At 42.7% G+C, this 13,860-nt stretch carries 12 protein-coding genes; 3 read left to right on the top strand and 9 right to left on the bottom strand.

From position 1 onward, the window contains the following. Window positions 1-150: 150 nt before the first annotated feature. Complete coding sequence (locus tag TDE_RS12775; RefSeq protein WP_155116693.1) at window positions 151-324, top strand: hypothetical protein; 174 nt, start codon at window positions 151-153, stop codon at window positions 322-324. On the opposite strand, the gene TDE_RS12780 is transcribed toward TDE_RS12775, so the two are convergent. Next, window positions 287-2,539: a formylglycine-generating enzyme family protein gene (locus TDE_RS12780; protein ID WP_002680763.1), complete on the bottom strand. Its 2,253-nt coding sequence runs from the start codon at window positions 2,537-2,539 to the stop codon at window positions 287-289. The two genes, TDE_RS12775 and TDE_RS12780, sit on opposite strands and share 38 nt — an antisense overlap. A 365-nt stretch (window positions 2,540-2,904) precedes the next feature. Here TDE_RS12780 and TDE_RS12785 point away from each other — a divergent pair, with 365 nt between their 5' ends. After that, window positions 2,905-3,561 carry an HAD family hydrolase gene (locus TDE_RS12785; protein WP_002680765.1) on the top strand — a complete coding sequence of 219 codons (657 nt, stop codon included), beginning with the start codon at window positions 2,905-2,907 and terminating at the stop codon, window positions 3,559-3,561. A 19-nt stretch (window positions 3,562-3,580) separates the two neighbouring features. Here TDE_RS12785 and TDE_RS12790 read toward each other — a convergent pair whose 3' ends face one another. Together TDE_RS12790 and mgtE are read right to left on the bottom strand one after the other, a co-directional pair. Beyond that, entirely contained in the window at window positions 3,581-4,207 is a 627-nt protein-coding gene (locus TDE_RS12790) for a diacylglycerol/polyprenol kinase family protein (RefSeq protein WP_002680767.1), read from the bottom strand. 4 nt (window positions 4,208-4,211) lie between these two features. Continuing rightward, on the bottom strand, window positions 4,212-5,570 hold the full coding sequence (mgtE, locus tag TDE_RS12795; protein ID WP_002680769.1) for a magnesium transporter: 1,359 nt from the start codon (window positions 5,568-5,570) through the stop codon (window positions 4,212-4,214). 184 nt (window positions 5,571-5,754) lie between these two features. Here mgtE and TDE_RS12800 point away from each other — a divergent pair, with 184 nt between their 5' ends. After that, window positions 5,755-6,645 (top strand): Rpn family recombination-promoting nuclease/putative transposase, encoded by an 891-nt coding sequence (locus tag TDE_RS12800; protein ID WP_002680773.1) that lies wholly within the window; start codon window positions 5,755-5,757, stop codon window positions 6,643-6,645. Between the two features lie 10 nt (window positions 6,646-6,655). Here TDE_RS12800 and TDE_RS12805 read toward each other — a convergent pair whose 3' ends face one another. From TDE_RS12805 to TDE_RS12830, 6 genes are all read right to left on the bottom strand, one after another. Further along, the gene (locus tag TDE_RS12805; protein WP_002680775.1) at window positions 6,656-7,492 is read right to left on the bottom strand and encodes a 16S rRNA (uracil(1498)-N(3))-methyltransferase; all 837 of its coding nucleotides are present in this window, start codon (window positions 7,490-7,492) and stop codon (window positions 6,656-6,658) included. Next, entirely contained in the window at window positions 7,493-9,265 is a 1,773-nt protein-coding gene (locus tag TDE_RS12810) for a DNA repair helicase XPB (protein WP_002680776.1), read from the bottom strand. 60 nt (window positions 9,266-9,325) lie between these two features. Beyond that, window positions 9,326-10,534 carry an FGGY-family carbohydrate kinase gene (locus tag TDE_RS12815; RefSeq protein WP_002680777.1) on the bottom strand — a complete coding sequence of 403 codons (1,209 nt, stop codon included), beginning with the start codon at window positions 10,532-10,534 and terminating at the stop codon, window positions 9,326-9,328. Further along, window positions 10,531-11,787, bottom strand: a complete 1,257-nt coding sequence (locus TDE_RS12820) for a ribose-phosphate pyrophosphokinase (protein WP_002667047.1) — start codon at window positions 11,785-11,787, stop codon at window positions 10,531-10,533. The genes TDE_RS12815 and TDE_RS12820 overlap by 4 nt, the downstream gene beginning before the upstream one ends. Window positions 11,788-11,899: 112 nt before the next feature. Next, window positions 11,900-12,868 (bottom strand): GGDEF domain-containing protein, encoded by a 969-nt coding sequence (locus tag TDE_RS12825; RefSeq protein ID WP_002680778.1) that lies wholly within the window; start codon window positions 12,866-12,868, stop codon window positions 11,900-11,902. Continuing rightward, complete coding sequence (locus tag TDE_RS12830; RefSeq protein ID WP_002680781.1) at window positions 12,861-13,829, bottom strand: GGDEF domain-containing protein; 969 nt, start codon at window positions 13,827-13,829, stop codon at window positions 12,861-12,863. Before TDE_RS12830 ends, TDE_RS12825 begins: the two co-directional genes overlap by 8 nt. Window positions 13,830-13,860: the final 31 nt, after the last annotated feature.

Below are 13,860 nucleotides of genomic sequence, written 5' to 3' on the forward strand. Positions count from 1 at the left end.
AAAAACATGGTCTATGGAAGTAGCGGTTATTAATTAGTAATGAATCCAATAATCCATTACTCCACGGTAAACCTATCCTTAGCGGTGTCCTGTCACGGACGGCAAAAAAAACGTCATAAGTCTTGCGAGTTTGGCGAAGACAAACTCGGTATGAAAATTGCACACGGAGGTGCAATTCCCATACCGACACGCGATGTTTGCCGTAAGGCAGACATCCTGCCCGCTTTTGGCTTAACCGCACAGGATGTGCGGTGGTTCCACGCGTGCGATGTTTTAGGCGGAAAGCCTAAAACTCATACCTGCACACTATGCGAAAGCCGGTAGTATCCTTGTTCTTGTCGGGTTCTTCAAGGCCGCGATACGCACAACAACACGCAGAGTCGAAGAAAGAATAACCGCCGCCGCAGGTGGTGCGATTAGTGCCCGAAAGCGGCCCGACAGGATCGGTACCGCCCTCAGGCGTAGTCTGGATCCACCAATCCCAGCACCATTCGCTTACGTTGCCCGACATGTCAAAAAGACCGAACGGGTTTGCCTTTTTACGTCCCGCTTGGTGCGTTCTGCCGTATTCGTTCGCATCGTACCACGCGTAGTATGAAAGTTTGTCTTCGTCGTTAGTGCCCGCCCATTTCTGCCATGCAGTGCCGCTTTGGGCAGCCCACTCCCATTCGGCTTGGGTCGGCAAGCGGAAGCCTTTTTTGCTCATATCCATGACGGGCACATTGTGTGCCTGTGCATCTTCTACCGTGTAGGTATGCCCGTTATAGGTATACACGCATTGCGCTTCTCCCAAAGAGTAACAACAGCGCGTAAGCTCGTTGCAAAAAGCTATCGCATCAAACCAGCTTACCTGTTCTACCGGGCGCTTTTCTTGGCTCTCGCCTGATGCAGTCGGATGTGAGCTGCCCTGAAAGTAACTCGGATTGTGTGCCATTACCAGCTCATACAACTCTTGCGTAACTTCCGTTGTGCCTATCCGATAGGCGGTTAAACTGACCTTATGCGGATCGTTGTAGACGTAGTGGTAGGCATCGCCTCCGACATAGCCGTCCGTTACCGCGTCTATCTTTTTCATATTGTAATCTTCATACGAACCGTTAGAGCCTATCGGTGCGATATACCTCAGTCCGCCGTAATACGTAATTATTTTAGGTCTGACAAACGCATACACCGTGTTCGACGGCACGTTGCCGGCATCGAACTCATAGGTATCGCTTATAAGCGCTCCGTTTTTATCATTCCAATGCCATTCCACCTCCGTATTGGACAAAAGAGGATACTTATACTTAATCTCATTTTGTACGGAGTACCATAGCCTGCGGTGGTGTGTAGTGACGGTGCCGATCGTTACCGTTGCCCCCGTAACCCTGCCGTATGTAACGGTAAGCTGTATGGGCGGCGACACTCTGGCATACACCGTGCGCGCATTCCCGTCGCTCGCTTTAAACGTATAGAAAAAGTTTATAAGCTCCCCGCCTGCATTATCCAAATACCAGTGTATGGAGTGGTCTTCGGGAACGCTTACCAGCGGTGCAACCTGCTTTTGTACGTTGTGCCACTCATCACCGTCGTATATGGTGATAGTACCGGCGGTCGCCGGTGTACCCGAGCCTGAACCGTATGTAACGGTAAGCGTGATGCGCCGGTCGCCCGTTTTGGCATAGACAGTGCGGTTTTGCCCCTCGGCTTTTTTGAACTCGTATTCGTCGGTCAACACGGGAGCGCTTGCGCTTTCTCCCCGATGCCATGCGGTTACGGCAATGTTTGAAGGATCGCTGACCTGTATCCTGCCTGCGGCCAACTCTTTTATGTCCTGCCACTTTCTTCCGCTCAGCACAACAAGCGGCGTGCTGTCCGGTACGCTCACGTTGCTGTCGCCCTTTACGGTGATGTTAATGCGCATGTCTTCCAGCTCTGCAAAGATGGTTGTGTCGTCATCGAAGGTGTAGGTATCGTTCACCGTATTGCCGTTCTTTTTCCACCCGTTACACTGAAAGCCGTATTTCACTTTGAGCGCAGCTTTGGCATAGGTTTTAAGAACCGAATTCCAACGGGTTCCCTTGTTGACGCTGATCGACTTCGGCCCCAGTATGGCGCCTCCTTCTTCAAGCGTTACGGCTAAAGTGATTTTGACTTGATCGCCCGTGCCCTGTATACTTGAAAGATCGGGCAAGTCCGGCCGCGATTTGACGAACACGACTGCGTTCGTATAAAAAGTATCCGTGTCTTTCAGTTCCGGTGCGCTTTCGTCAGTGCCCAAATGCCACGAGTCAATCAAAAAGTTCGGCTTGGCGCTGACCTTGCTTTTAACCGTTAACTGAACTTCCGCCCACTTGGCACCTGCCCGTACCGCAACCGGCTTCGACGGCAGGTTTATGTGCTCATCGCCTCTTACGGTGATGCTGACGGTAGAGCCGCCCCCGCCTCCGCCGCCCGCGCTGTTGGGGCATGCGGTAAAGACCAGTGCTGCGGTAAGTACGATGAATGCGGCTGTGATGAGCGCCGCGGTTCCCTTCATTTTGTTTATTCTAAACTTCATAGACTCCTCCTGTCAAAGTTGTTTTAATCGGCTTAAGGATTTGCGGGCTGACTAAGATGTCTGATATAGTTATTATAACCCGCTTTCCGGCGGATTTCAACGTTTTGGGGGAGATTTTTAATGGGTAATTTCTTAAATTATCAATTAATTCAGCGCTTCCACTTCTTCTTTGGAAAGGCCGGTCATTGTACAAATTTCTGCAATCGGGTAATTATGCATACGCATCAGCTTTGCCGTTTCAAGCTTTGTTTGGTATGAACCTTCGGAAAAGCCTTGTTCAATACCTTTTTATCATAAAATTAATTTTTATGCATAACATCTTTTAGCTTGAATAGATTTTTGATTTTTGTTAGAATAGAGGCCTTATGAAAAAAGCATGTATTTTTGATTTGGACGGGACCTTAACCAACTCCCTTTATTCGATAGCTCATTTTTTAAATGCTGAAACAGCAAAATACGGTATACCGCCTGTAGATGCGGAAGAATTTAAAATCTTAACAGGCAACGGTGCGAGAAAACTTGTACAAAGAGTTCTTGAACGTGCAGGAAAAAACGATAAAGATTTGGAAGAAAAAATTCTTACAGAATATAATGCCGCCTATGATGCCGATCCCGTTTATCTATGCGAGGCCTATCCGGGAATTAAAAAGCTTTTAGCGGATTTAATAAAAAACGGAATTTCCGTAAATGTGCTTTCAAACAAGCCTCATCCCACAACAGAAAAGGTTGTTAAGACAATCTTCGGCGAGAACACTTTTTCATGTATCTTAGGAGCCCGGGATTCGGTGGCCTTAAAACCTGACCCTGCAGGTGTCTACGAAATTTTAAAAATGCTCAAGCTCGAAAAAAAAGACTTTCTTTACATAGGAGACACGGCAACGGATGTTCAAACCGGAAAAAATGCAGGCCTTTTTACAATCGGTGTTTTATGGGGTTTTAGAAAACGCCCTGAATTGGAACAAGCCGGAGCTGATGCAATAATCTCAAGCCCTGAAGAAATCCTAAAGATAGCCTTAGGCTAACATTTATATAGCCTCTACCTTAAACAGCCAATATTAAGGCAGCCCCTGCACACACCAGAGGTATCAGTATATTGTCAAAGTCTTTTAAGGGGAGAGCTTCCGTTCCCGTTGCAATGGCTGCTATAAAAAAGCTTTTTATAAAACTCCTGCTTATTGCAATGGTAGAAATAAAAACCGCCGTAAAACAGGCTATACTTCCCGCTATTGTTTTATCCTTGGAAATATTCAGATGCTGTCTTCCCCAGAATTTTCCGACAAGGCTTGCAAGACCGTCTCCGAGGGCCAAAGCCATAATCCCTATACTTGCTTCCTTAAACGGAAAGATAAGGAGGGTGCTTATAACGCCTATCGAAAGAGTTACGGGGCCCAGCACAAATTTCCCCTTATCCCTCTCTCGTGCAGCAAAGCCGGTGATGTTTGAAATCATAAAAATCTGATAGCCCTTTAATCTTAAAATTTCAAAGATAACATAAAAAAAGGTTATGGCGGACAGGGCTATAACTGTGGGATAGAAAAAGTATCTTGCAACGAGAGGAACAAGGGCTGCACAAAGATGAATAGTTTTGCGGAAGGTTTCCTTTATCAAATCTTCGACCCTTGCATTTTGAGAAAGTTTTTTATATCGCAGATTTCTTAAAAAACTCATAGGCTTAAAACATTCCTGCACACAAAACTGAAGCTATCTTAAAATAGATAATCAAACTTACGGTATCTACAATAGTTGTAATCAGGGGGCCGGCCATAATCGCAGGGTCGAGTTTTAATTTTTTTGCCATAATGGGGAGAAGCCCGCCGGTAATCTTTGCTACAGTTACGGTTGCAACGAGGGTTGCACCCACAGTAAGGGCTATCATAGGATTTCTCCCCCCAAGGAAGACCGATTTTAAAAAACTGAAAAGGCCTAAGGTAAAGCCCACCAACACGGCAATGCCCAACTCCTTAAAAAAAACCTTTTTCCAATCCTTTAAGTCGATTTCTCCCGTAGCCAAACCTCGGATAATCAAGGTTGAAGATTGACTGCCGGAATTACCGCCTGTGTCCATCAACATAGGAATAAAGGCGGTCAAAATAGTCATTGAGGCAACCAAATGGGTGTAGCGTTCGATTATAGTTCCGGTAAATGTTTCGGATACCATTAGTAAAAGAAGCCAGCCTATTCGGTGTTTTGCAAGTTTAAAGATTCCCGTTTCAAGGTAGGTTTCTTCGTTAGGCTGCATAGCGGCCATCCTCTGAAAGTCTTCGGTAGCCTCCTGCTCCATAACATCCATTATGTCGTCGACGGTAATAATACCGATGAGGCGGTTTTCGTTATCGACAACGGGGAGAGCCAAAAAGCCGTATTTCTTAAAAGTGAAGGCAACCTTTTCCTGATCATCATGGGTGTTTACACATATATACTCTCTATTAAAAATCTGTTCAATCTTTTTATCCTCATCAGCAAGCACCAATTCTTTAAGAGAAATAAAACCTTCAAGGACTCTATTTTTATCGGTAACATAACACGTGTAAATGGTTTCACTTTCCAAACCTATCTTGCGGATATAATCAAGGGCCTGCTTTACGGTCATAGTTTTTTTTAAGTCTACGTACTCGATAGTCATAAGACTTCCGGCCGAGTCTTTAGGATACTTTAGGAACTGATTGATGAGCATACGCTCTTCACTGCCGGTATTTTTTAGGATTTTTTTAACAACATTTGCAGGCATTTCTTCAACAATGTCTACCATATCGTCCAAGAAGATTTCGTCCAATATTGAAACCAGCTCCTTATCGGTAGCTGCGGCTATAAAACGGCTTTGCTGTTCCGTGGGTAAAAGAGTAAAAACTTCGGCCGCCATGCTTTTAGGCAGCATTCGGAACATAAGAATGGCATTTTGTGCGGATTCGGTTTCAAGGAATTCGGCTATATCGACTTCGTTTAGCTCGGCCAATGTCCGCTGTACTTCAATATACCGTTTTTCGGATAATAAATATTTTATTTGTTCAAACTTGTTTTCTTTCAATTCCATATGATACCCTCCGAACGATATTTTAGGGAGTATATCATATTTTTAGGAAAAAATATAGGGGCGGAAGATGGCCTTAAGTGAAGTTGAATCTACTAAATTTTACTATTTATTGCAAACAATTTCTATAATAATTATGAAAGGGGAAAAGTTTTTCTCTTTTTAAAAAAATTATGGGAGTTGAAAAATGAAGCAACTATTTAAAATCACCCTCCGCAATGACTATGCTTTTAAGCGTGTCTTCGGGGTGGAGGAAAACAAGGATGTACTACAGGATTTATTGGAATGTATCTTAGACATTCCGCCTGAAACAATCGCGGGCTTGGAACTTTTGGATAAGGAGTTTCATAAGGAACTTTTAAGTGAAAAGCTCGGTGTTTTGGACATCAAGTTAAGGCTAAGAGATGGAACTTTTATAGATATAGAAATTCAAAACAACTGGCATTTTGATTTTCCTGAAAGAACCCTGTATTATTGGTCTAAAATGTACAACGAAAACATAAAACAAGGTCAAGACTATACAAAACTGCCAAAGTGTATTACAATAAACTTGATAGGAAAAGGCTTTAATAAAAATAAGCGTTTGCACAATAAGTACCTTGTTCTTGAACAAGACACAAAAGAGCCTTTAGTTTCAAAACTTGAGATTCATATATTGAACCTTGAAAAGGCAAAGCTCTCAAAAGAATGTCAATTTAAAGATAATAAAGCTAAACGCTTATTAAACTGGCTGAAATTTATTGAAACTGATAATCCGGAGGTGCGGGAAATGTTAGAACAAGAATCGCCGATGATGAGAAAGGCAAATACAACGATAGAATTAATGGAAATGAGTCCTAGAGATAAATGGCTTTATGACTCTCGAATGAAATATGAACATGACAGGGCATCATGTATAAGTGAAGGTTATCGACAGGGCATTGAAGAGGGAATACAACAAGGCCTTGAGCGTGGTATTGATAAAGGGGTTTACCAAAAAGCACTCGAAACGGCAAAAAACCTGCTTGCAATGAATTTCCCTATAGAAAATATCGCAAAAGTCACAGGTTTAAGCATTAAAGAAGTAGAAGCTCTATAAAGATTACCATCTATTCCCAAAAACCGTTGTTTGCAAGGAGAACGGACAGGGCAGAAGTAAGGGCGGTTTCGGTTCGTAAAATGCGTTTTCCCATAGAATAAGGAATAAAGCCTTCGGAAAAAAAGACATCCCTTTCATTTTGAGTCCAACCTCTTTCGCTTCCAATTGTGATAAGAACACTTTCACCCTTTGTCATTCTAAATGTTGAAAGAGAAGGAAAATCTCCTATGTCGAGGAGCACCTTACTGCCTTTGAACGAGGCGGCCTTTAAATCTTTTAAGGCTTCTTTTACCGAATTGCAAAAAGAAAAGGCCGGTAGCATGGTCTGGCCGGCTTGCGAGATACCGTCTAAAAGATATTTTTTTATTTCTTCGGGGCTTGAAAGGTTCGATTTTAAATAGGAACGCTCTCCCAAGTCGGTACCGCATAGTACGATTTCGGCAAAGCCCAAACTTGCCGCATCCCGAAGGATACGCCTCAACTGAATGGGGCGGGGAAAGCCCAGAATTATTTTTATGGGCGGAAGGGGCAGAGGTCTCGTCTCAACTTTATCTGCACCATTATCAGCAATGCCTTTATCGGGCGGATTCGGGCAAAAAGAAAAAACGATTTTTTCTTCTGAAAGGTGAGAGATCTGAGCTTCGCCTATTTTTCCGTTTATGATTCCGGCCTTAAAAACATCGCCTTCTTTTAAGTTCAGAATCTTTTTTATGTGAAGATAGCGTTCATCATTTTTGTAAAAGACAAAGCAGTTGTTTATGCTTTTATCGTGTTTATAAAAAACACAGCCATCGTTTATACAATCGGGAGCTGCACAATCATCATCTGAAAACAAAACAATATTCATTTATTTATCCAATTCGGCTTCGGTAAGAATCGAGTAGTCATAACCCTGCTCTGCTAAAAATTTTTGACGCTTTTCGGCGAAGCCCTCTTCTATAGTTTGGCGGGTTACAATGCTGTAAAAATGGGAATCACATTCTTTAGGCCTCAAGATTCGGCCCAAACGCTGAGCCTCTTCTTGCCGGCTGCCGAAAACGCCCGAAACCTGAATAGCTACCGAAGCATCAGGCAGATCAATCGCAAAGTTTGCAACCTTAGAAACCACCAAAACGTTTATCTCTCCCTTTCTAAATGAATCATACAAAAGCTCCCGCTCGGCATTTGTATTTTTCCCCGTGATCAGAGGAGCATTTATTTCTTTTGCAATCGCTTCTAGCTGGGACAAGTATTGCCCGATTATAAGAATTTGATTTTCCTTGTGCTTGGTCAAAAGTTTTTTTACTATTTCGAGCTTTGCAGGGTTCTCGCTTGCAATGCGGTGCTTTTCGCGAGTGGTACCCACTGCGTATTCTATCTCTTTTGAAGGAGCAATGTTTACCCTGATTTCGGTACAATAAGCTTTTGCTATCCAGCCCTTTTGTTCAAGGTCCTTCCAGGGCACATCGAACCGCTTAGGGCCGACAAGGCTGAAAACATCGCCCTCACAGCCGTCCTCTCTCACAAGGGTCGCAGTAAGCCCGAGTCTTCTTATAACTTGAAGCTCTGCCGTAATTCTAAAAACCGGAGCCGGTAATAGGTGAACCTCATCGTAGATGATAAGCCCCCAAGCCCTCTCTCTAAAAATCTTAAAATGAGGGAAGGCCGCATCGGTGTTGGGCCTCCAAGTAAGCACCTGATAAGTCGCTATCGTAACAGGCCTTATTTCCTTTACCTCGCCCGTATATAAGCCTATATCCTCATCTTTTATGTTTGTCTTATCCAAAAGTTCCCGTCTCCACTGATAAACGGCAGCAACATTGGGAGTTAGAATAAGGGTGCTTGTTTTAAGAAGGCTCATCGTAAGCATTCCGACTATGGTTTTTCCCGAGCCGCAGGGAAGAACAATTGTGCCGAAGCCGGTTCCTGCCGACTTATCACCGACAAAGGAAGAGGCCGCATCCCGCTGATAATCTCTTATTTCAAATTCGGCACCGCTTGAAGTCTTTTCTTTTAGGGAAATATCCAAGGGCTCTCCGTCACGGAGGGGAACCTCATCCTGCACGGGCCAGCCCTGTTTTAAAAGAGCCTGCTTTACAGTTCCCCTGTTTAAAAGGGAAATCAAAAAAGAATTTTCCTCATCGGGATCTTCTATTAAATATTTTAAAAGAATCTTGCTGCTTTTTAATTCCTTAAAGATAAGAGCATTTTCAGGTTTAAGGCGCAAAAATTCCGCATCGGGAGTTTCGTGCCTTATTCCATCAGCTTGATTTTCGCCGCTTTCTTCAACATCGGTCTTCTCCTCAGCTCCATTTTTTTCTTCTTGAGGCTTTTCAAGGGGGAGGAGCTTTATTTTACCGTAGCGGCCCATCGTCTCTTTCATCCAAACCAAGATAGAATCGGGAACCTTAAAGCGGGAAAAGCCTGTGAGGGTTTTCATAATAGAATCGGCTGAAAGCCCGACACCTGCCGCATTCCAGAGCGAGAGGGGGGTCAGCCTGTAAGTATGGAGATGTTCAGGCGACTTTTCAAGCTCCGCAAAAGGAATAAGGGCAAAACGAGCCTCATTGGCTTCCGGGTCGTGAATATCCAAAAGAATGGAGCGGTCTCCTTGAATTATAAGCGGTTTAGATTCTTGCATAGCCTGCCATTATACACTTTTAGAGGGGACAGTTCAAGTTAGGGGAAAGCGAAGTTCAAATTACCAAACAATTACAGAGGCCGCCTCACTTATCAAGCTATAGGTTTTAAGAGAAGTAAAAGTTATCGCGGCATTGCCCAAAAGCTCGGCATCGGCTATTTGCAACACCTTGAATTCTCTGCCGGTGATTTCGGCCTTTAAGTCCCGCCAAAGTTTATTATTGGCCTGCCCTCCTGAGATTGTATATATGGGACGGAAGCCTGCGGCCTTTTCAAGTAAATCCATACCCGCTTTTACCTTAAAAGCAAGGGCTTCCATTATAGATCTTCCTTCCGCTTCATTTTGTTTATGTGCGGTTTTAGTATTTATATTATGCACAAAAGCGTCAAAGTCCATAAAATTGCCTCCGTGCTTTTTTATATACTCATAAAAAACATTCCCCGAATTTTCTATTAGGTAGGATATGTTCCAAAGGTTCGGAATCGGAGACGGAAGAAGGCGTAAGCCCTTCAACTTGGAGCTTTCCGGAGGAGCTTCAAGACAGATATTTATTCCCTCGCTTGAGCCGGCCCTATCGCAGGCAGTTCCCGGCTTCAATGTGTTTGTTCCAATGAGGGCAGCTATAAAATCGGGAGGGCCTGCAAAAACGGGAATGTTTCGGTAAAGACCGCAATCTTCTCCCAGCGGAACAAATGGGGCAAGTTTATTTTTCGGTATGGATAAGGCTTTTAATTCTTCATCAGTCCAATAAGCGGGCACATAGCGTTCTTCGGGCAAAACCGTTACCTTCGTTTTTGTAAGTTTATAAATTAAATACTCTGGGCCCGATAAAATATATTTTGCAGATTGAAATATTTTGGGATAAGAATTTCGGAAAAAATCCAAACGAGGTAAAAAGATGGATTTACCGTAAAGAGGACTTTTTTTCATGGAATTTTCATTCGAATTTTTGTTAGAGTTCTCATTCGAAGCTTTGGAAGAGGCCTTGTTCCACAAAAGTAAAAAATCTCTTTCTGCAGAATCTTCGGATACGGCAACCAAGCTGGGGCCGTTTCCCGAAATACAGATACCGCAAATCTTAATGCTTTTTTGTTCTGCAAAGTCGGAAAACTGTTTAAAAAGGTTTTCAAAAGAAATAAGCCATGTTTCGGCTTCAAGGTTTTGAGGAAAAAATAAACGGCCTTGCGTATAAACCTTTCCGTCTTCGGCTATAAGAGCGCCCTTCAGGGAAGACGTACCTATGTCAAAGACGGCTGCACAAAAAATCATTTTTTAGGTATTGCAGCGTTTTTTAGCAATTTTTCGATTATATCCCTGTTGTCGAGAAGGCTCGAAAGGGAGAGGTTTTCGTGAAGGCGCGTGATAACTTGGGCAAAAAGACCCGATACATCGGTTTCAATATACCACTCTTTTTGTTTTAGCTCGGTATGATAAACGGCATTCGTACCTATAACCCTATAAAAAAGCCCCTTGGAATAAGCCTCATCAAATTGCTGAATGGCGTCGCCTGTAAAGAAAGGAAGACTTACGGCGGCTATAACCTTTTTTGCTCCCTTGCTCTTCAAGAATTCCATAGCCTTTAAAAGAGTTCCGCCCGTTCCCAACATATCGTCTGCAATAAAGGCATTTTTTCCTTCTACATCGCCCAAAAGCTTAATGCTTATGATATTCGACTGCTTTGCATTTTGAGTAACAACGGAATAATCTCTTTCTTTATAAATCATGGCGAGGGGTTTTTGTAAGCCCGACGAATAGAACTTATTTCGGTCTACAGCTCCGGAGTCCGGAGAAACAACTACAAATTGTTCTTCCGAATCGGCACTTAAATCGAGTATTCTTGTAAGCTCACGTATAATCTGATAACTTGCATGAAGGTTTTGTAAGCGTGCAGAATGGAAGGAATTTTCAATTTCGCGGGAGTGAATATCGAGGGTTATAATTTGCTCCACATCAAGGTCTTCGTAAATATGCCCAAGCAAGCTGGCAGTCAAGCCTTCTCTTCCCTTTTTTTTGTGCTGGCGGCTGTAAGGATAAACCGGAAGAACTAAGGATATTCTCCCTGCTCCTGCATGACGGACAGCATCTATGGTTACGATGAGGGACATAAGATGATCGTTTACGGAAAAGACCTCCTTGTTTTTTCCCTCATTGATGGTAATTTCCTGCTTGTTTTCAACATCCTGAAAAATATAGACATCTTTTCCGCGGACTGTTTCGAGGAGCTCGGTTTTAAACTCCCCATTCATAAAATATGTAAAACGGGCATCTACCTTGAATTTGGGTACGTGGATTTTATTTGTATCTTTGTTTACCGACATTCTGCCGGCAAATAAATCGCTATAAAAGTTAAACTTTTGAATCATATCCTCAGAGGAGGTGTTGTACCTCTTTGCTAACTTTTCGCTTTGCTGGTACAGCTTACGGGCATAGATATGCTTCAGATTCTTAATCGTTAAATTTGCAAACTCTTCGCCACCTGGACAAGCAATGATTGCGAGGTTATTCGATTCAAGATAATTCATTTTGCCTCCAAAAAGAATATAAAAAAATGTTACTTGGCTTACTTTATCACTTGTTGAGGAAAATTACAATAGGGGAAGATTCGGCTATTTTAACAATAATCTTAAACCGTGCCTATTTTTTATAAACAAAGACCCTGTTTCTGCCGCCCTCTTTAGCGGAATAAAGGGCTGTATCGGAAAATTTTAAGAGTTCTGGTGTAGTCATCTTTTCGTCATATACGGCAAGGCCGATTGAGCATGATACTCGTAACTCGGGATGCTCTTGAAAGGTTAAAGCATTAACTTCGGTACATACTCTTTTGCACTGATATTCGGCTCTTTCCAACATTCCTCTGATAATAAAGGAAAACTCATCCCCTCCGTACCGGATTAAAATATCGTCGGTATCAAAATTACGTTTAAAAACTTCGACAATGGCCAGCAGGACCTTGTCGCAAAAGACGGCTCCATAATCTCTGTTAAGCTGGCCAAAGTGATCGATATCCACCATAGCAAAACTTACACCGATGTGCTGACGGACACAGCGTTTAAGAAGGCTTTCAAAGGACTCATCTAAATATCTTCTATTATAAAGTCCTGTAAACTCGTCGGTAATGGCTCTTCTTTTTGCATCATCACCCCATCGGATTATCTGCGATAAGAGGCCGTCCGTCTTACTTAAACGTCCGCCGGTGATTTTAAGCATATTGTACAAAACCGTTGAAGCGATTTTCGGTTGGTCTATAATAAGGGAAGAAAAATCTTGAGATTTTAAAACAAGGCAGGAGGTGGATTCTACAGCCTTGCAGGTTGCCGAACGGTGCTCTTGTTCGAGCATAGCCATTTCACCGAAAAAATCTCCCGCTCCAAGACGGACAAGTTCAATTTCTTTCCCTTCGGATTTTACCGAAACGGAAATAGTACCTTTTACAATGATAAAAAGCTCATTGCCCGATTCACCTTCATAAACCAAGGCTTGGCCCGCTTCAAATTCGGAATAAAACATAGCTTCAGCCAAGACTTCTATTTCTTTTATCGAAAGATGAGCAAAAAGCCGTGCTTTTTGTAAAATTTCAAGCCATCTTTGTTTTGAGCTATTCATTTATATCCTCCTCAAAGAGAATTTGGGAGCCTCCGCGGGCTCGTCCGATAAGGGGCATTTCGGAGCATTGTTTTATAAATTCCGTTTTTTCAATCTTCGTATCGGGATATAATAAAACGCCTAAACTCATACTCAACTTAAAAGGACTGTTTACTACCGGAGAAATATCTAAGTTTTCAAGCGCAGCCTTTATCTTTTCCGCTAAACTTGCAGCCCCATCCCTACCCTGATCAGGCGTTAAAACGGCAAATTCGTTTCCCTGATAACGGATTAAAACGGAATCCGTATCTAAAAAATGGCTCAAGTGATTGCCTATAAAGGTAAGACAGGCATCTCCCTTTTCGTGACCGTAGGTGTCGTTAATAGCCTTAAAATTATCGGGCTTCATCATAATAAGAGAAAAAGAGCCTTTCATAAAGTCCGCAATATTTTCTTCAAGATAGGCCTTATTTAAAAGTCCCGTAAGCTTATCTCCATAAACCTGTTTTTGCAGTTCCTGCATAATGGGAGAGTTTTCTTTTATTAAAGAGTTAGCCTTTCGAGTCCTACGAGAAACCATGACCAAAAACGATTTTAGCAGTTGAGCATAAGTTACGGGATTATCCTTAAAAACCTCTTCCATGGGAATTCCGTCTTTAGGGAAAGAGAGGATGATAGAGTTTTCATTGGCAGAAGCTATGGCTTTTTGTTCTTCCTGAGTAAGCATAGCTGTCTCACCGAACATTTCACCGCTTACAAATTCGGCCAGAACGGAATTATCTTCAGGGGATAAAATTATAACATTTCCTTCTACAATAATGTAAAATCGGTCACCGCGTGTATCCTGCTTAAAAATAATATCGCCTTTTTGATAGCTGTCTATTCCTACCATATCGGCTATGTCTTTTAAGTAAACCTCATCCCATCCTGCAAAAAGAGGAGTATTACTTAAAGCCTTTATCTTCTGTCCATCACTAATCATTTATACCACCTAAAAGCATTATAGCATATTT

It is taken from the genome of Treponema denticola ATCC 35405 (assembly GCF_000008185.1).
In the GTDB taxonomy this organism is placed as follows: domain Bacteria; phylum Spirochaetota; class Spirochaetia; order Treponematales; family Treponemataceae; genus Treponema_B; species Treponema_B denticola.

Coding starts and splice junctions, on each gene's coding strand:
- TDE_RS12775 (WP_155116693.1), top strand. CDS start 151: ATGAAAATTGCACACGGAGGTGCAATTCCCATACCGACACGCGATGTT.
- TDE_RS12780 (WP_002680763.1), bottom strand. CDS start 2,539: ATGAAGTTTAGAATAAACAAAATGAAGGGAACCGCGGCGCTCATCACA.
- TDE_RS12785 (WP_002680765.1), top strand. CDS start 2,905: ATGAAAAAAGCATGTATTTTTGATTTGGACGGGACCTTAACCAACTCC.
- TDE_RS12790 (WP_002680767.1), bottom strand. CDS start 4,207: ATGAGTTTTTTAAGAAATCTGCGATATAAAAAACTTTCTCAAAATGCA.
- mgtE (WP_002680769.1), bottom strand. CDS start 5,570: ATGGAATTGAAAGAAAACAAGTTTGAACAAATAAAATATTTATTATCC.
- TDE_RS12800 (WP_002680773.1), top strand. CDS start 5,755: ATGAAGCAACTATTTAAAATCACCCTCCGCAATGACTATGCTTTTAAG.
- TDE_RS12805 (WP_002680775.1), bottom strand. CDS start 7,492: ATGAATATTGTTTTGTTTTCAGATGATGATTGTGCAGCTCCCGATTGT.
- TDE_RS12810 (WP_002680776.1), bottom strand. CDS start 9,265: ATGCAAGAATCTAAACCGCTTATAATTCAAGGAGACCGCTCCATTCTT.
- TDE_RS12815 (WP_002680777.1), bottom strand. CDS start 10,534: ATGATTTTTTGTGCAGCCGTCTTTGACATAGGTACGTCTTCCCTGAAG.
- TDE_RS12820 (WP_002667047.1), bottom strand. CDS start 11,787: ATGAATTATCTTGAATCGAATAACCTCGCAATCATTGCTTGTCCAGGT.
- TDE_RS12825 (WP_002680778.1), bottom strand. CDS start 12,868: ATGAATAGCTCAAAACAAAGATGGCTTGAAATTTTACAAAAAGCACGG.
- TDE_RS12830 (WP_002680781.1), bottom strand. CDS start 13,829: ATGATTAGTGATGGACAGAAGATAAAGGCTTTAAGTAATACTCCTCTT.